The organism is Microvirga arvi, assembly GCF_016892765.1.
GTDB lineage: Bacteria > Pseudomonadota > Alphaproteobacteria > Rhizobiales > Beijerinckiaceae > Microvirga > Microvirga arvi.
Window position 1 is genome coordinate 58,560 of sequence record NZ_JAFEMD010000011.1, and the last position, 14,011, is coordinate 72,570.

The 14,011-nt window shown below is 62.9% G+C and carries 26 protein-coding genes; all 26 read right to left on the reverse strand.

What is annotated here, in order from left to right; all coding sequences use genetic code 11:
- Positions 1-33: 33 nt before the first annotated feature.
- The gene (rpsK, locus tag ILT44_RS09030; protein ID WP_036353018.1) at positions 34-423 is read right to left on the reverse strand and encodes a 30S ribosomal protein S11; all 390 of its coding nucleotides are present in this window, start codon (positions 421-423) and stop codon (positions 34-36) included.
- A 78-nt stretch (positions 424-501) separates the two neighbouring features.
- Complete coding sequence (rpsM, locus tag ILT44_RS09035) at positions 502-870, reverse strand: 30S ribosomal protein S13 (protein WP_173945688.1); 369 nt, start codon at positions 868-870, stop codon at positions 502-504.
- Between the two features lie 196 nt (positions 871-1,066).
- Positions 1,067-1,648, reverse strand: a complete 582-nt coding sequence (locus tag ILT44_RS09040) for an adenylate kinase (protein ID WP_204239254.1) — start codon at positions 1,646-1,648, stop codon at positions 1,067-1,069.
- Between the two features lie 54 nt (positions 1,649-1,702).
- Complete coding sequence (secY, locus tag ILT44_RS09045) at positions 1,703-3,040, reverse strand: preprotein translocase subunit SecY (protein WP_204239255.1); 1,338 nt, start codon at positions 3,038-3,040, stop codon at positions 1,703-1,705.
- Between the two features lie 105 nt (positions 3,041-3,145).
- Positions 3,146-3,619 carry a 50S ribosomal protein L15 gene (gene rplO, locus ILT44_RS09050; RefSeq protein WP_204239256.1) on the reverse strand — a complete coding sequence of 158 codons (474 nt, stop codon included), beginning with the start codon at positions 3,617-3,619 and terminating at the stop codon, positions 3,146-3,148.
- A 10-nt stretch (positions 3,620-3,629) separates the two neighbouring features.
- The gene (gene rpmD, locus ILT44_RS09055; RefSeq protein ID WP_204239257.1) at positions 3,630-3,836 is read right to left on the reverse strand and encodes a 50S ribosomal protein L30; all 207 of its coding nucleotides are present in this window, start codon (positions 3,834-3,836) and stop codon (positions 3,630-3,632) included.
- 14 nt (positions 3,837-3,850) lie between these two features.
- Complete coding sequence (rpsE, locus tag ILT44_RS09060) at positions 3,851-4,420, reverse strand: 30S ribosomal protein S5 (RefSeq protein ID WP_099511403.1); 570 nt, start codon at positions 4,418-4,420, stop codon at positions 3,851-3,853.
- A gap of 64 nt (positions 4,421-4,484) precedes the next feature.
- Entirely contained in the window at positions 4,485-4,847 is a 363-nt protein-coding gene (gene rplR / locus ILT44_RS09065) for a 50S ribosomal protein L18 (protein WP_036353000.1), read from the reverse strand.
- Between the two features lie 12 nt (positions 4,848-4,859).
- A complete protein-coding gene (gene rplF / locus ILT44_RS09070) occupies positions 4,860-5,393 on the reverse strand; it encodes a 50S ribosomal protein L6 (protein WP_204239258.1) in 534 nt (177 codons plus the stop codon).
- Between the two features lie 36 nt (positions 5,394-5,429).
- Entirely contained in the window at positions 5,430-5,825 is a 396-nt protein-coding gene (rpsH, locus tag ILT44_RS09075; RefSeq protein WP_201831568.1) for a 30S ribosomal protein S8, read from the reverse strand.
- A 15-nt stretch (positions 5,826-5,840) separates the two neighbouring features.
- Positions 5,841-6,146 carry a 30S ribosomal protein S14 gene (rpsN, locus tag ILT44_RS09080; protein ID WP_183450881.1) on the reverse strand — a complete coding sequence of 102 codons (306 nt, stop codon included), beginning with the start codon at positions 6,144-6,146 and terminating at the stop codon, positions 5,841-5,843.
- Positions 6,147-6,185: 39 nt separating this feature from the next.
- Positions 6,186-6,752 (reverse strand): 50S ribosomal protein L5, encoded by a 567-nt coding sequence (gene rplE / locus ILT44_RS09085; protein WP_204239259.1) that lies wholly within the window; start codon positions 6,750-6,752, stop codon positions 6,186-6,188.
- Positions 6,745-7,062, reverse strand: coding sequence for a 50S ribosomal protein L24 (rplX, locus tag ILT44_RS09090; RefSeq protein WP_204239260.1), 318 nt, complete (start codon positions 7,060-7,062; stop codon positions 6,745-6,747). The genes rplE and rplX overlap by 8 nt, the downstream gene beginning before the upstream one ends.
- Positions 7,062-7,430, reverse strand: a complete 369-nt coding sequence (rplN, locus tag ILT44_RS09095) for a 50S ribosomal protein L14 (protein WP_009764309.1) — start codon at positions 7,428-7,430, stop codon at positions 7,062-7,064. The genes rplX and rplN overlap by 1 nt, the downstream gene beginning before the upstream one ends.
- A 163-nt stretch (positions 7,431-7,593) precedes the next feature.
- A complete protein-coding gene (rpsQ, locus tag ILT44_RS09100) occupies positions 7,594-7,833 on the reverse strand; it encodes a 30S ribosomal protein S17 (protein ID WP_099511396.1) in 240 nt (79 codons plus the stop codon).
- An 11-nt stretch (positions 7,834-7,844) separates the two neighbouring features.
- Positions 7,845-8,057 carry a 50S ribosomal protein L29 gene (gene rpmC, locus ILT44_RS09105; RefSeq protein WP_204239261.1) on the reverse strand — a complete coding sequence of 71 codons (213 nt, stop codon included), beginning with the start codon at positions 8,055-8,057 and terminating at the stop codon, positions 7,845-7,847.
- A 10-nt stretch (positions 8,058-8,067) separates the two neighbouring features.
- Entirely contained in the window at positions 8,068-8,481 is a 414-nt protein-coding gene (gene rplP, locus ILT44_RS09110; RefSeq protein WP_036352973.1) for a 50S ribosomal protein L16, read from the reverse strand.
- A 24-nt stretch (positions 8,482-8,505) separates the two neighbouring features.
- Positions 8,506-9,210, reverse strand: coding sequence for a 30S ribosomal protein S3 (rpsC, locus tag ILT44_RS09115; protein ID WP_036352970.1), 705 nt, complete (start codon positions 9,208-9,210; stop codon positions 8,506-8,508).
- Positions 9,211-9,221: 11 nt separating this feature from the next.
- Positions 9,222-9,602, reverse strand: coding sequence for a 50S ribosomal protein L22 (gene rplV, locus ILT44_RS09120; RefSeq protein ID WP_036352967.1), 381 nt, complete (start codon positions 9,600-9,602; stop codon positions 9,222-9,224).
- 1 nt (position 9,603) lies between these two features.
- Positions 9,604-9,882, reverse strand: coding sequence for a 30S ribosomal protein S19 (gene rpsS, locus ILT44_RS09125; protein ID WP_036352963.1), 279 nt, complete (start codon positions 9,880-9,882; stop codon positions 9,604-9,606).
- Positions 9,883-9,897: 15 nt separating this feature from the next.
- The gene (gene rplB, locus ILT44_RS09130; RefSeq protein WP_204239262.1) at positions 9,898-10,734 is read right to left on the reverse strand and encodes a 50S ribosomal protein L2; all 837 of its coding nucleotides are present in this window, start codon (positions 10,732-10,734) and stop codon (positions 9,898-9,900) included.
- Between the two features lie 20 nt (positions 10,735-10,754).
- Positions 10,755-11,051, reverse strand: a complete 297-nt coding sequence (locus ILT44_RS09135) for a 50S ribosomal protein L23 (RefSeq protein WP_204239263.1) — start codon at positions 11,049-11,051, stop codon at positions 10,755-10,757.
- Positions 11,048-11,668: a 50S ribosomal protein L4 gene (rplD, locus tag ILT44_RS09140; RefSeq protein ID WP_204239264.1), complete on the reverse strand. Its 621-nt coding sequence runs from the start codon at positions 11,666-11,668 to the stop codon at positions 11,048-11,050. Before rplD ends, ILT44_RS09135 begins: the two co-directional genes overlap by 4 nt.
- The gene (rplC, locus tag ILT44_RS09145) at positions 11,668-12,396 is read right to left on the reverse strand and encodes a 50S ribosomal protein L3 (protein ID WP_204239265.1); all 729 of its coding nucleotides are present in this window, start codon (positions 12,394-12,396) and stop codon (positions 11,668-11,670) included. Before rplC ends, rplD begins: the two co-directional genes overlap by 1 nt.
- A 47-nt stretch (positions 12,397-12,443) precedes the next feature.
- Positions 12,444-12,752, reverse strand: coding sequence for a 30S ribosomal protein S10 (gene rpsJ / locus ILT44_RS09150; RefSeq protein ID WP_009764298.1), 309 nt, complete (start codon positions 12,750-12,752; stop codon positions 12,444-12,446).
- 67 nt (positions 12,753-12,819) lie between these two features.
- A complete protein-coding gene (gene tuf / locus ILT44_RS09155; protein ID WP_204239266.1) occupies positions 12,820-14,010 on the reverse strand; it encodes an elongation factor Tu in 1,191 nt (396 codons plus the stop codon).
- Position 14,011: the final 1 nt, after the last annotated feature.

The window sequence follows — 14,011 nt, forward strand, 5'->3', positions numbered from 1 at the left end:
CGCGCGGGTTCTAAACCCACGCGCCGGATAACCTTAGACGCGGCGACGCTTGCGCGGGCGGCAGCCATTGTGCGGGATCGGCGTCACGTCACGGATCGAGGTGACGGTGAAGCCGGCCGACTGCAGGGCGCGCAGAGCGGACTCGCGGCCGGAGCCGGGACCCGACACCTCGACCTCGAGGGTGCGCATGCCGTGCTCGGAAGCCTTCCGGGCCGCATCTTCAGCGGCGATCTGAGCCGCATAAGGGGTCGACTTACGCGAGCCCTTGAAACCCATCGCGCCGGCCGAGGACCACGAGATCGTGTTGCCCTGAGCGTCGGTGATGGTGATCATGGTGTTGTTGAACGAGGCGTTCACGTGCGCCACGCCGGAAACGATGTTCTTGCGTTCGCGACGGCGGACGCGGGTAGCTTCTTTAGCCATTCCATTGATCCTTCAAGCGCGCCCGTCATGCCAGGCGCTCGGGAGAGAGGGCCACCCGCCAGGGGTGGCCGCAAAACCTTACTTCTTCTTGCCGGCGATCGGCTTCGCCTTGCCCTTGCGGGTGCGGGCGTTGGTGTGAGTGCGCTGGCCGCGGACCGGCAGGCTGCGGCGGTGGCGCAGGCCACGATAGGCAGCCAGATCCATCAGGCGCTTGATGTTCATGGACACTTCGCGGCGCAGATCGCCTTCCACGATGTAATCGCGGTCGATCGTCTCGCGGATGGCCAGAACCTCGGCGTCGGTCAGCTGGTTCACGCGGCGCTCGGCCGGGATGTTGACCTTCTCGACGATCTCCTGGGCCTTCTTGGGCCCAATGCCGTGAATATACTGAAGCGCGATCACAACGCGCTTGGCAGTCGGGATGTTGACGCCTGCTATACGGGCCATCGTCCGTCTCCATGTGGGAAGCAAATGCTTCAGGTTATGGTTATCGCGCGTCCGGTGGAGGCCGGCCCTTGCGCGGGTTCGTTATGCCAAACACAGCAATCCAGAGCGGCCTCTCATGAAGCCCTCTGGATATGCAGGTTCTTGTGCAAGAGCTTGCCCCTAACGGAAATTAACCCGTTCGTCAACCCCTTGCCCCTCAACGATGGAGAATTCCCTTGATCGCCTGGGTAACCTCGTCAATGGGCTTCATGCCATCCACGGTCTTCAGCATGCCGGTGCGCTCGTAATAGGCCGAGAGCGGGGCCGTCTGATTTTTGTAGGCATCGAGCCGGGTCTTGAAGACCTCCGGATTGTCATCCTTGCGCACAGGCTCGCCCCGGGCTTCGGTCTCCTTTGCCCTCTTGACGATCCGGTCGACCAGTTCGGTCTCGTTCACCTTGAACTCAATGACGGCGTCAAGCTTCAGGCCTTTGTCAGCCAGCATCCGGTCGAAAGCCTCAGCCTGGGCCACGGTCCGCGGGAATCCGTCGAGGATGAAGCCCGCCCTGGCGTCCTGCTCCTCGATTCGGTCGGCGATGATGCCGACGACGATCTCGTCCGATACCAGATCGCCCCGGTCCATGACGGCCTTGGCCTTGAGGCCGACCGGCGTGCCGGCGGCCACGGCTGCGCGGAGCATATCGCCCGTCGAAAGCTGGGGAATTCCCAGCCGCTCGACCAGACGCACGGCCTGAGTGCCTTTTCCGGCCCCCGGCGGCCCAAGCAGAATGATCCTCATCGACGCCCCCCTGACTTCGTCGAGAACGCTCGCCCGAGGGCGAGGTTTGCAATCTTAGCGTCTGCGCGCGCCCTTGAGCTTCGCCTTCTTGACGAGGCCCTCATATTGGTGAGCCAGCAGATGGCCATGCACCTGCGCGACCGTGTCCATGGTAACAGACACGACGATCAGAAGCGAAGTGCCGCCAAAGTAGAATGGCAAAGCCGCGTAGGAAACCAGAAGCTCGGGTATTAGGCAGATGATCACCAGGTAAATCGCTCCCAGCACCGTGATGCGGGTGAGAACCTGATCGATGAAGTCGGCAGTGCGCTCGCCGGGACGAATGCCCGGAATGAAGCCGCCCTGCTTCTTCAGATTGTCCGCCGTCTCCGTCGGGTTGAAGACGATGGCGGTATAGAAGAAGGCGAAGAACACGATCAGCGCTGCATACATGAACATGTAGGCAGGGCGACCATGGCCGAGATAGGCCGTGAGCGTGGCGACGAAGCCGGTCCCATCCGCGCCGGTCTGGAAGCTGGCGATAGTGGCCGGCAGCAGGAGCAGCGAGGACGCGAAGATCGGAGGAATCACGCCCGAAGTGTTCAGCTTGAGCGGCAGGAACGAGGTCTGGCCCTCATACATCCGGTTGCCGACCTGGCGTTTCGGGTAATTGATAAGCAGGCGACGCTGCGCGCGCTCCATGAACACGACGAAGTAGATGATGGCGACAGCCATGACGATTACGCCGATGATCAGGCCCGTCGAGATCGCGCCCTGGCGGCCGAGCTCGAGAGTGCCTGCGATCGCTGTGGGCAGGTTCGCCACGATGCCGGCGAAGATGATCAGCGAGGTGCCGTTGCCGATGCCGCGCGAGGTGATCTGCTCGCCCAGCCACATGAGGAACATGGTGCCGCCGGTCAGGGTGATCACGGTCGAGATCAGGAAGAACGGCCCGGGCGCCTGCACGATCGTGCCGGAACTCTGCAAGCCGACCGCGATGCCCCAGGACTGGAAGAGCGCCAGGAGGACCGTGAGATAGCGGGTGTACTGGTTCAGGATCTTGCGGCCGGATTCACCTTCCTTCTTGAGCGCCTCGAGGGAGGGCAGCACGGAAGTGAGAAGCTGGACGATGATCGAGGCCGAGATGTACGGCATGATGTTCAGGGCAAAGATCGCCATGCGCTCCACGGCGCCGCCCGAAAACATGTTGAAGAGGCCGAGTACGCCGCCGCTGGCGTTCTGGAAGCTCTGCGCCAGGGCTTCCGGATTGATGCCGGGCAGCGGGATATAGGTGCCGAGACGGTAGATGATGAGCGCGCCCAAGGTGAACCAGATGCGCTTCTTCAGCTCATCGGCCTTGGCGATGGCGCCGAAATTGATGTTTGCCGCAAGTTGCTCGGCTGCTGAGGCCATAGTGGTGTCCCCGAAATACCTGGTACGTGATGGTCATCACGCAAACGGCGGCCACGCGATCAGACGCGGGCCGCCGCTTGGATCTTAGTCAATGTGGGCGCTGGCTCACGCCTGCGCAACGGCACCCAGGAGGGTGACCGAGCCACCAGCCTTCTCGATCGCTTCGACGGCCGACTTGGAGGCGCCGTGGACCTGGAAGGAAAGCTTCGCCTTGAGCTCGCCGACGCCGAGGATCTTCACGCCGTCGCGCGCCTTGGAGACCACACCGGCAGCCACCAGCGTCTCGACCGTGACGGCAGCGCCCGTATCGAGCTTGCCGGCCTCGACAGCCTGTTGGATGCGGCCGACATTGACCTCGTTCAGCTCGATCGCGTTCGGCTTGTTGAAGCCGCGCTTCGGCAGACGACGGTGCAGAGGCATCTGACCGCCTTCGAAGCCCTTGATCGCCACGCCGGTACGGGACTTCTGTCCCTTCACGCCGCGACCGCCGGTCTTGCCCTTGCCGGAGCCGATACCACGGCCGACACGCATGCGGTTCTTAGTGGAACCTTCGTTGTCACGAATTTCGTTGAGTTTCATGACGCTCTCCTCACTGCCCGTCGACAACGCGCACGAGGTGCTTGACCTTTTCGATCATGCCGCGGGTCGCAGGCGTGTCCTCCAAGGTCGAAGTACGGTGAAGCTTGTTGAGCTTGAGGCCGATCAGCGTCTGGCGCTGCTTGGCTTCGCGGCGGATCGGCGAACCGATCTGCTCAACGGTGATGGTGGATGCTGCAGCAGCAGGCTTCTTTGCCATGGTCACAGCCTCCCTTACGCTTCAGCGCCAGCGGCTTCGCTGGTGTCTGCGTCACGGCGGCGAGCCTGCAGCGTCGAGACCTTCAGGCCACGGCGAGCGGCGACCGAACGCGGGCTGTCCTCGTTCTTGAGCGCGTCGAAAGTCGCGCGGACGAGGTTGTACGGGTTCGACGAGCCGAGCGACTTGGCGACCACGTCCTGCATGCCCACCACCTCGAAGACGGCGCGCATCGGGCCGCCGGCGATGATGCCGGTACCCTGGGGAGCGGCACGGAGCACGACTTTGCCGGCGCCGTGGCGGCCGTTCACGTCGTGATGCAGCGTGCGGCCCTCGCGAAGGGCGACGCGGATCATGGAGCGCTTGGCAGCGTCCGTGGCCTTGCGGATGGCCTCCGGCACCTCACGGGCCTTGCCGTGGCCGAAGCCGACGCGACCCTTCTGGTCGCCGACGACGACGAGAGCAGCAAAGCCGAAGCGACGGCCGCCCTTCACCACCTTGGCGACGCGGTTGATATGGACCAACCGATCGACGAATTCGCTGTCGCGCTCTTCGCGATCAGCACGTTCTCTTGGTTCTCTAGCCATGAGACCTCTCACTTGCGCGGGCGGCGGGCCCGCTCGCTAAGGATAATTCGGATTGAACCCGCCGTTAGAAATCCAGACCGCCTTCACGGGCAGCGTCGGCGAGAGCCTTGACGCGGCCGTGATAGAGGTAGCCCGAGCGGTCGAAGATGACCTGCTTCACGCCGGCAGCAACCGCGCGTTCAGCCACGAGCTTGCCCACTTCCTTCGCCGCATCGACAGTGGCGCCGGTCTTGAGCTTGCCCTTCAGGTCAGCTTCGAGGGTCGAGGCCGCGGCGACCGTATGGCCGCGCACGTCGTCGATGATCTGGGCGTAGATCTGCTTGGACGAACGGAAGACCGACAACCGCGGACGACCATTCGCTGCCTTCTTGATCGCACGGCGCACACGAGCCTTGCGGCGATCTTCAGCGCCTTTCTTCTCAGCCATGATACGTCGTCCTTACTTCTTCTTGCCTTCCTTGCGGAAGATGAACTCGTCGGAGTACTTCACGCCCTTGCCCTTGTAGGGCTCCGGACCGCGGTATTCACGGATCTCGGCGGCGGTCTGACCGACGACCTGCTTGTCGATACCGGCCACGACGACTTCCGTCGGCTTCGGGGTCGTGATCGTCACGCCCGCCGGAATCGCGTAGTCGATGTCGTGGCTGTAACCCAGCGACAGCTTCAGCACCTTGCCGGCAACGGCGGCCTTGTAGCCGACGCCGTTGATCTCGAGGCGCTTCTCGAAGCCCTTGGACACGCCTTCGACCAGGTTCGCCACCTGAGCGCGGGACATGCCCCACTTGGCACGGGCCGTCTTGGATTCGTCGCGCGGGTTCACCGCCACGGCGCCATCCTCAAGAGCAACCGACACTTCTTCGGGAACGAGGAATGAAAGCTCACCCTTCGTGCCCTTAACCTTCACCATCTGACCGTCAACGGACGCCGTCACACCTGACGGAACCGGAACGGGTTTCTTGCCTACTCGGGACATTTTCGAATCTCCGTGGTTCTGTGCGGGTGCCTGGCCTTAGAAGACCTTGCAGAGCACTTCGCCGCCCACGTTCTTCTCCCGGGCCTCGTGATCGGCCATCACGCCCTGCGGCGTCGAGAGAATGGTGATGCCCAGACCGTCGGCCACGCGAGGCATGGTGTCGACGGAGGCATACACGCGGCGGCCCGGCTTGGAGACGCGCTCGATGGAGCGGATCACCGGCTGGCCGTCATAATACTTCAGCTCGATCGAAAACTCCGTCCGGCCGTTGCCGAACTCGGTCTGCGAGAAGTCGCGGATGTAGCCCTCGGACTTGAGAACTTCGAGGACGCGAGCGCGGAGCTTCGAGCCAGGGGTGGAAACGCTGCCGCGACGGCGCATCTGCGCGTTGCGGATGCGGGTGAGCATATCGCCCAACGGATCGTTGATCATATGATGCCCTCCCCCTTACCAGCTGGACTTCACGAGGCCCGGAATCAGGCCCTTGTTGCCGAGCTCGCGCAGAGCGATACGCGACATGCCGAGCTTGCGGTAGTAAGCGCGCGGGCGGCCCGTGATCTCGCAGCGATTGCGGATGCGGGTCGGGCTCGCATTGCGCGGCAGCTCAGCCAGCTTGAGGCGCGCCTCGAAGCGCTCCTCCATGGACTTCGACTCGTCGTTGGCGACCGCCAGGAGGCGCTCGCGGCGGCCGGCGAACTTCTTCACCAGGTCACGACGATGCTTGTTCTTCTCAATAGCGCTTTTCTTAGCCATGCTTTTATCTCCAGTGTCCGCGTTTGAGGACAGCTATCCTCACTGCCGGAACGGGAAGTTGAAGTGACGCAGCAGGGCGCGGGCTTCGTCGTCAGTCTTCGCCGTGGTGGTGATGATGACGTCCATGCCCCAAACCTGCTCGACCCTGTCGTAATTGATCTCAGGGAACACGAGGTGCTCCTTGATACCCATTGCGTAGTTGCCGCGGCCGTCGAACGACTTGGGGTTAAGGCCCCGGAAGTCGCGGACGCGGGGGAGAGCGATGGTCACAAGACGGTCAAGGAACTCGTACATGCGAGCCTTGCGCAGCGTGACCTTGGCGCCGATCGGCATGTTCTCGCGGACCTTGAACTGCGAGATAGCCTTGCGGGCCTTCGTGATCACCGGCTTCTGGCCGGCGATGAGAGCGAGATCGGCAGCAGCGACCGTAGCCTTCTTCGAGTCCGCGGTCGATTCGCCAACGCCCATGTTGAGGACGATCTTGTCGATCGTCGGCACTTCCATGGGGTTCTTGTAGCCGAATTCTTCAATGAGCTTCGGACGCACCACTTCCTCGTAGTGCTTCTTCAGCCGCGGCGTGTAGCCGTCTACCTGAGCCTTAGCCATCGATCAGGTCTCCCGAACGCTTGGCGAAACGGACCTTGCGGCCGTCTTCGAGAACTTTGAAACCAACCCGGGTCGGCTTGCCGTCCTTCGGGTCTGCGTAGGCCAGGTTCGACAGATGGATGGCCGCCTCTTTCGAGATGATGCCGGCCTCCTGGCTTGCCGTCTGGCGTTGATGGCGCTTCACGACGTTGACGCCACGGACGACCGCGCGCTCTTCCTTCGGCAGCACCTGGACGACTTCACCGGTCTTGCCCTTGTCGCGACCGGTCAGAACGACGACCTTGTCGCCCTTCTTGATCTTTGCGGCCATTAGAGCACCTCCGGCGCAAGCGAAATGATCTTCATGTGGTTCTTGGCACGCAGTTCGCGGGGAACGGGGCCGAAGATACGGGTGCCGACCGGCTCTTTCTGATTGTTGATCAGAACGGCGGCATTGCGGTCGAAGCGGATGACCGAGCCGTCAGCGCGGCGGATGTCCTTCGCGGTGCGAACGACGACGGCCTTCATGACGTCGCCCTTCTTCACGCGACCGCGCGGAATAGCCTCTTTCACGGATACGACGATGATATCGCCCACGGAAGCGTACTTACGCTTCGAACCGCCGAGAACCTTGATGCACATCACGCGACGAGCACCGGAATTGTCGGCGACGTCAAGATTCGTCTGCATCTGGATCATGGCTTTGATCCTTTCCTTTGTTTCAGACAGGTTTCCGGGCCAAGGCAGGATTGCCCCCCGGACTACGCCTGACGGGGATCTGACGTCCCCTGCCCTTCATATGTCGAGAAAGGCGGCCGTATACACGAGCCGCCCTCGTTAGACAACCCCTAGGAAGGCTTTTTTAAGCCTTCGCTTGGTCGACGAGCACCCAGGTCTTGAGTTTGGAGAGCGGCTTGGTCTCTTCGATGAAGACCGTGTCGCCCACCTTGGCTGTGTTGTTCTCGTCGTGTGCGTGGTAGTTCTTCGTCTTACGCACGGTCTTCTTCATGACCGGGTGCGTGAAACGGCGTTCCACCTTCACGACGACCGTCTTGTCCTGCTTGTCGCTGACAACGACGCCCTGCAAAACGCGCTTCGGCATCTTGATCCCCTTTAAGCCTTCGCCCCAGCAGCCTTCTGGCGCTGCAGCGTCTTGACGCGGGCGATGTCCCTGCGGACTTCGCGGACGCGCCCGGTGTTCTCGAGCTGGCCGGTCGCGCGCTGGAAGCGGAGGTTGAACTGCTCCTTCTTCAGGTTCAGCAGCTCGTCCGTCAGCTGGTCGGTCGACATGGCATTGAGGTCGGAGGCTCTCTGCTTAGACTTCATGATCCCCTCCTTACTCTGCAATACGCTGAATGAAACGCGTCTTGATCGGAAGCTTCGCAGCGCCGAGGCGCAGAGCCTCGCGAGCGATATCCTCCGGAACGCCGTCGATCTCGAACATGATACGGCCAGGTTTCACCTTGGCCGCCCAGAATTCGGGAGCGCCCTTGCCCTTACCCATACGCACTTCGGTCGGCTTCGACGACACCGGCACGTCCGGGAAGATGCGGATCCACACCCGGCCCGCGCGCTTCATGGCGCGGGTGATGGCGCGGCGAGCCGCCTCGATCTGACGAGCGTTGACGCGCTCGGGCTCCATCGCCTTCAGGCCGAACTGGCCGAAGTTGAGGTCCGTACCGCCCTTCGCAGTGCCGGATATACGGCCCTTGAACTGCTTACGGAACTTGGTTTTCTTCGGTTGCAACATGGCAAACCTCTCCTGACCTCTCGGTTACGCCGCTTGCTCGCGGCGGCCACCGGAGCGGCCTCCTTCGTCGTTCATCCGCTTGTCCTGGGCCATCGGATCGTGCTCAAGGATTTCGCCCTTGAAGATCCAGACCTTGATGCCGCAGGTGCCATAGGTCGTGAAAGCCGTGGACGTCCCGTAATCCACATCCGCACGCAGGGTGTGCAGCGGAACGCGGCCCTCACGATACCATTCGAGGCGGGCGATTTCAGCGCCACCCAGACGGCCCGAGCAGTTGATACGGATGCCCTCGGCGCCCAGACGCATCGCCGACTGAACGGCGCGCTTCATGGCGCGGCGGAACGCAACGCGGCGCTCGAGCTGCTGGGCGATGGAATCGGCCACCAGCGTCGCGTCGACTTCCGGCTTGCGGACTTCGACGATGTTGATCGCCACATCCGCGTCGGTCATCTTGGCGACGAGCTTGCGGAGCTTCTCGATGTCGGCACCCTTCTTGCCGATCACCACGCCCGGGCGACCCGAGTGGATGGTGACGCGGCACTTCTTGTGCGGACGCTCGATGACGATCTTCGAAACGGCGGCCTGCTTCAGCTGCTTCATGAGAGCTTCGCGGATCGCCATATCCTCGTGCATCAGCTTGGCGTACTCGCCCTTGCCGGCGAACCAGCGCGAGTCCCAGGTCCGGTTGATGCCGAGCCGAAGACCGATCGGGTTAACTTTCTGACCCATCTGGTTCTCCTTTATGCCTGTTCGGCAACTTCACGAACCACGATCGTGAGGTTCGAGAAGGGCTTTTCGATACGAGCACCCCGGCCACGGGCTCGGGCGTGGAAGCGCTTCATAACGAGCGCCTTGCCGACGAAGGCCTGGCTGACGACGAGATCGTCCACATCGAGGTTGTGGTTGTTCTCGGCGTTGGCAATGGCGCTCTCGAGGCACTTCTTCACGTCGCGAGCGATGCGCTTGCGGGAGAACTCGAGATCGGCGAGAGCCGCAGAAACCTTCTTGCCGCGGATAAGGGCCGCAACAAGATTGAGCTTCTGGGGGCTGACGCGCAGCATACGAGCGACGGCTTGAGCCTCAGTGTCGCTCAGCGCGCGAGGAGTCGCGGCCTTACCCATCTTACTTCCTCTTCGCCTTCTTGTCCGCCGCGTGGCCGTGGAACGTGCGGGTCGGCGAGAACTCGCCAAACTTGTGACCCACCATTTCCTCGCTCACGTTGACGGGGATGTGCTTCTGACCGTTGTAGACCCCAAAGGTGAGGCCCACAAACTGCGGGAGGATCGTGGAGCGGCGGCTCCAGATCTTGATAACCTCGTTGCGGCCCGAGGAACGGGCAGCCTCGGCCTTCTTGAGGAGGTAGCCGTCGACGAACGGACCCTTCCAAAGCGAACGTGCCATGACGTGCCTCTATCCTTACTTCTTCCGAGCGTGACGGCTCGACACGATGAACTTGTCGGTCCGCTTGTTCGAACGGGTTTTCTTGCCCTTGGTCGGGACGCCCCACGGGGACACCGGATGGCGACCACCGGACGTGCGACCCTCACCACCACCGTGCGGGTGGTCGATCGGGTTCATGGAAACGCCGCGGTTGTGCGGACGCTTGCCAAGCCAGCGGTTACGACCAGCCTTACCGATCGAGGTGTTCATGTGGTCCGGGTTCGACACCGCGCCGACGCTGGCGAAGCACTGGCCATGAACCAGACGCTGCTCGCCGGAGTTCAGGCGGACCGTCACGTAGCCCTGGTCACGACCCACGATCTGAGCGTAGGTGCCGGCGGAGCGGGCGAGTGCGCCGCCCTTGCCGACCTTCAGCTCCACATTGTGGATGATCGTTCCCACCGGCATGTTGCCGATCGGCATCGCGTTGCCCGGCTTGATGTCGACCTGCTCGCCAGCCGACACCTGATCGCCGACAGCCAGACGCTGCGGAGCCAGGATGTAGGACTGCTCGCCGTCGGCGTAGCCGATCAGTGCGATGAAGGCGGTGCGGTTCGGATCATACTCAATCCGCTCCACGGTCGCCACATCGCCCAGACGGGCGCGACGCTTGAAGTCGACCAGACGCAGGGTGCGCTTGTGACCACCGCCACGGAAGCGGACGGTCACGCGACCCAGGTTGTTACGGCCGCCGGAGGAGCTCTTGCCCTCCGTCAGCTTCTTGACCGGCTTGCCCTTGTAGAGCTCGCTGCGGTCGACGATCACCAGCTGGCGCAGGCCGGGGGTGATCGGTTTGAATGTTTTCAAAGCCATCGGATCACTCTCTCAACCGATCAGAGGCCGGTCGTGACGTCGATGGTCTGGCCCTCAGCGAGGGTCACAACCGCCTTCTTCACGTCCGAACGCTGGCCGCGGGTGCCGCGGAACATCTTCACTTTGCCCTTGGTGACGACCGTATTCACGCTCTTCACCTTGACGTCGAACAGCTTCTCAACCGCTTCCTTGATCTGCGGCTTCGTCGCATCCAGTCGAACCTTGAAGACGACCTTGTTCTGTTCGGACAGGGCCGTGGCCTTCTCGGTGATGACCGGGCTTACGATCACATCGTAATGGCGCGGGTCCAGGCTCATTTGAAGCGCGCCTCCAGCGCATCGACAGCCGACTTCGTGAGAACGAGCTTCTCGCGACGCAGGATGTCATAGACGTTGATGCCCTGCACCGGCAGGACGTCGATGTTCGGGATGTTGCGAGCAGCCCGCTGGAAGTTCGTCTCGATCTCAGCGCCGCCGATGATCAGGGCGTTGCCGAGGCCGAGCTTGCCGAAGCGCTCGACGAGAGCCTTCGTCTTGGGCTCGGAGAGCTTCACATCGTCGATCACGACAAGCGAAGCGTCCTTGGCCTTGGACGAGAGCGCGTGCTTCAGGGCGAGAGCGCGAACCTTCTTGGGCAGATCGTGAGCATGGCTGCGGACCTGCGGGCCGAAGGCACGACCGCCGCCCCGGAACTGGGGAGCGCTCGCGGCGCCGTGACGGGCGCTGCCGGTACCCTTCTGCTTGTAGACCTTCTTCGTCGTCCGGTCGATGGCCGAACGATTCTTGACGGCGTGCGTGCCGGCCTGGCGCTTCGCGAGCTGCCAGCGGACGCAACGGGCAAGCAGGTCGGCGCGCGGCTCGAGACCGAAGATGGCCTCGTTCAGGTCGACCGAACCGGCTTTGGCGCCTTCGAGCGTGGTGACATCAAGCTTCATCACGCATTCTCCTCTTGGGCCTGCTCAGCCTCGGCCGCCGGCGCAGCATCATTGGCCGTGCGGAACGCGCCGGGCATCGGCACCTCTGCAGGCAGCTTGCGCTTCACCGCGTCGCGGACGAAGATCCAGCCGCCGGCAACGCCGGGAACGGCGCCTTCGACGAGGATCAGACCGCGCTCGACGTCGGTCGACACCACACGCAGGTTTTGCGTCGTGACGCGCTCGACACCCAGGTGACCCGGCATCTTCTTGTTCTTGAACGTCTTGCCCGGATCCTGGCGGCCGCCGGTCGAACCGATCGAGCGGTGGGAGACCGACACGCCGTGAGTAGCGCGCAGTCCGCCGAAGTTCCAGCGCTTCATGCCGCCGGCGAAGCCCTTACCGGTCGTGATGCCCGTGACGTCCACGAACTGACCGGCAATGAAATGATCAGCGGTGATCTCGGCGCCGACCGGGATGACAGCATCCTCGGAAACGCGGAACTCCGCGAGCTTGCGCTTCGGCTCGACCTGCGCAACGGCGAACCTTCCGCGCTCGGCCTTCGAAACGTTCTTCACCTTGGCCTTGCCGACGCCGACCTGCAGCGCGGTGTAGCCGTTCTTTTCCTTGGTCCGGTGGGCGACGACCTGACAGCTGTCGACCTTCAGAACCGTGACCGGGACATGCTCGCCGGCATCCGTGAAGATGCGGGTCATCCCGACTTTCTGTGCAATGACGCCTGAGCGCATGTGCGTATCCTCTCGGCGTGTCTACCGAAGGCTCCAAGCCCGAGGGCTCAGAGCTTGATTTCCACGTCCACACCAGCAGCGAGATCGAGCTTCATAAGAGCATCAACCGTCTGCGGGGTGGGGTCCACGATATCGAGAACACGCTTGTGAGTGCGCATCTCGAACTGCTCGCGCGACTTCTTGTCGATGTGCGGCGAGCGAAGCACCGTAAAGCGCTCGATGCGCGTCGGCAGCGGGATGGGCCCGCGAACCTGAGCGCCGGTCCGCTTCGCGGTCGACACGATTTCACGTGTCGACGCGTCGAGGATCCTGTGGTCGAACGCCTTAAGGCGAATACGAATGTTTTGACCGTTCATGGCTTATCCATTCAACAAGGGAAGCGACCGTGCCGAGACCCGGCCGCTGTCCTTTGATCCTCTAAAATCAATCCATCACTGCGGCGACGACGCCGGCGCCGACGGTACGGCCGCCCTCACGGATGGCGAAGCGCAGCTTCTCCTCCATGGCGATCGGCGCAATCAGCGTCACTTCCATCGTGATGTTGTCGCCCGGCATCACCATCTCGGTGCCCTCCGGCAGCGTCACCACCCCCGTCACGTCCGTCGTGCGGAAGTAGAACTGCGGACGGTAGTTGCCGAAGAACGGCGTATGACGACCGCCCTCTTCCTTCGTCAGGATGTAGGCCTCGGCCTTGAACTTCGTGTGCGGCTTGATCGAGCCGGGCTTGCACAGCACCTGACCGCGCTCCACGTCCTCGCGCTTCGTGCCGCGCAGCAGAACGCCCACGTTGTCGCCCGCCTGGCCCTGGTCGAGCAGCTTGCGGAACATCTCAACGCCCGTCACCGTCGTCTTCACGGTGTCGCGCAGGCCCACGATCTCCACTTCCTCGCCGACCTTGACCACGCCGCGCTCGACGCGACCCGTCACCACCGTGCCGCGGCCCGAGATCGAGAACACGTCCTCGATCGGCATCAGGAACGGCTGGTCGATCGGACGCTCCGGCTGCGGAATGTAGGCATCCACCTCCGCCATCAGCTTGAGCACCGCGTCGCGGCCGATCTCAGGCTGGCGATCCTCCAGAGCGCACAGGGCCGAGCCCTTCACGATCGGAATGTCGTCGCCGGGGAAGTCGTACTTCGACAGAAGTTCGCGCACCTCGAGCTCGACCAGGTCGAGCAGCTCGGCGTCGTCGACCATGTCGACCTTGTTCATGAACACCACCAGCGCCGGAACGCCGACCTGGCGCGCCAGAAGGATGTGCTCGCGGGTCTGCGGCATCGGGCCGTCGGCCGAGGACACCACCAGGATCGCGCCATCCATCTGCGCCGCGCCCGTGATCATGTTCTTCACGTAGTCGGCGTGGCCGGGGCAGTCGACGTGGGCATAGTGCCGGTTCTTGGTCTCGTACTCCACGTGGGCGGTCGAGATCGTGATCCCGCGTGCCTTCTCCTCCGGCGCCTTGTCGATCTGGTCGTAGGCCGTAAACGTCGCCCCGCCCGACTCCGCCAGAACCTTCGTGATCGCCGCCGTCAGAGACGTCTTGCCATGGTCCACGTGACCAATCGTCCCAATGTTGCAGTGCGGCTTAGTCCGCTCAAACTTTTCCTTCGCCATC

Excerpts from the sequence above, each read along its gene's own strand:
- rpsQ (WP_099511396.1), bottom strand. The coding sequence starts at position 7,833 with ATGCCGAAGCGCGTTTTGCAGGGCGTCGTTGTCAGCGACAAGCAGGAC.
- rplP (WP_036352973.1), bottom strand. The coding sequence starts at position 8,481 with ATGTTGCAACCGAAGAAAACCAAGTTCCGTAAGCAGTTCAAGGGCCGT.
- rplX (WP_204239260.1), bottom strand. The coding sequence starts at position 7,062 with ATGGCCGCAAAGATCAAGAAGGGCGACAAGGTCGTCGTTCTGACCGGT.
- ILT44_RS09040 (WP_204239254.1), bottom strand. The coding sequence starts at position 1,648 with ATGAGGATCATTCTGCTTGGGCCGCCGGGGGCCGGAAAAGGCACTCAG.
- tuf (WP_204239266.1), bottom strand. The coding sequence starts at position 14,010 with ATGGCGAAGGAAAAGTTTGAGCGGACTAAGCCGCACTGCAACATTGGG.
- rpsN (WP_183450881.1), bottom strand. The coding sequence starts at position 6,146 with ATGGCTAAGAAAAGCGCTATTGAGAAGAACAAGCATCGTCGTGACCTG.
- rpsE (WP_099511403.1), bottom strand. The coding sequence starts at position 4,420 with ATGGCTAGAGAACCAAGAGAACGTGCTGATCGCGAAGAGCGCGACAGC.
- rplD (WP_204239264.1), bottom strand. The coding sequence starts at position 11,668 with ATGAAGCTTGATGTCACCACGCTCGAAGGCGCCAAAGCCGGTTCGGTC.
- rplN (WP_009764309.1), bottom strand. The coding sequence starts at position 7,430 with ATGATCCAGATGCAGACGAATCTTGACGTCGCCGACAATTCCGGTGCT.
- rplB (WP_204239262.1), bottom strand. The coding sequence starts at position 10,734 with ATGGCTTTGAAAACATTCAAACCGATCACCCCCGGCCTGCGCCAGCTG.
- rpsK (WP_036353018.1), bottom strand. The coding sequence starts at position 423 with ATGGCTAAAGAAGCTACCCGCGTCCGCCGTCGCGAACGCAAGAACATC.
- rplO (WP_204239256.1), bottom strand. The coding sequence starts at position 3,619 with ATGAAACTCAACGAAATTCGTGACAACGAAGGTTCCACTAAGAACCGC.
- rpsJ (WP_009764298.1), bottom strand. The coding sequence starts at position 12,752 with ATGAACGGTCAAAACATTCGTATTCGCCTTAAGGCGTTCGACCACAGG.
- ILT44_RS09135 (WP_204239263.1), bottom strand. The coding sequence starts at position 11,051 with ATGAGCCTGGACCCGCGCCATTACGATGTGATCGTAAGCCCGGTCATC.
- rpsH (WP_201831568.1), bottom strand. The coding sequence starts at position 5,825 with ATGATCAACGATCCGTTGGGCGATATGCTCACCCGCATCCGCAACGCG.
- secY (WP_204239255.1), bottom strand. The coding sequence starts at position 3,040 with ATGGCCTCAGCAGCCGAGCAACTTGCGGCAAACATCAATTTCGGCGCC.
- rpmC (WP_204239261.1), bottom strand. The coding sequence starts at position 8,057 with ATGAAGTCTAAGCAGAGAGCCTCCGACCTCAATGCCATGTCGACCGAC.
- rpsC (WP_036352970.1), bottom strand. The coding sequence starts at position 9,210 with ATGGGTCAGAAAGTTAACCCGATCGGTCTTCGGCTCGGCATCAACCGG.
- rplF (WP_204239258.1), bottom strand. The coding sequence starts at position 5,393 with ATGTCCCGAGTAGGCAAGAAACCCGTTCCGGTTCCGTCAGGTGTGACG.
- rplR (WP_036353000.1), bottom strand. The coding sequence starts at position 4,847 with ATGGCTGAGAAGAAAGGCGCTGAAGATCGCCGCAAGGCTCGTGTGCGC.
- rpsM (WP_173945688.1), bottom strand. The coding sequence starts at position 870 with ATGGCCCGTATAGCAGGCGTCAACATCCCGACTGCCAAGCGCGTTGTG.
- rplC (WP_204239265.1), bottom strand. The coding sequence starts at position 12,396 with ATGCGCTCAGGCGTCATTGCACAGAAAGTCGGGATGACCCGCATCTTC.
- rplE (WP_204239259.1), bottom strand. The coding sequence starts at position 6,752 with ATGGCTAAGGCTCAGGTAGACGGCTACACGCCGCGGCTGAAGAAGCAC.
- rpmD (WP_204239257.1), bottom strand. The coding sequence starts at position 3,836 with ATGGCAAAGAAGCCTGCTGCTGCAGCATCCACCATCACCGTTGAGCAG.
- rplV (WP_036352967.1), bottom strand. The coding sequence starts at position 9,602 with ATGGGTAAGGCCGCGACTCCTCGCGCGCTGAGCGACACTGAGGCTCAA.
- rpsS (WP_036352963.1), bottom strand. The coding sequence starts at position 9,882 with ATGGCACGTTCGCTTTGGAAGGGTCCGTTCGTCGACGGCTACCTCCTC.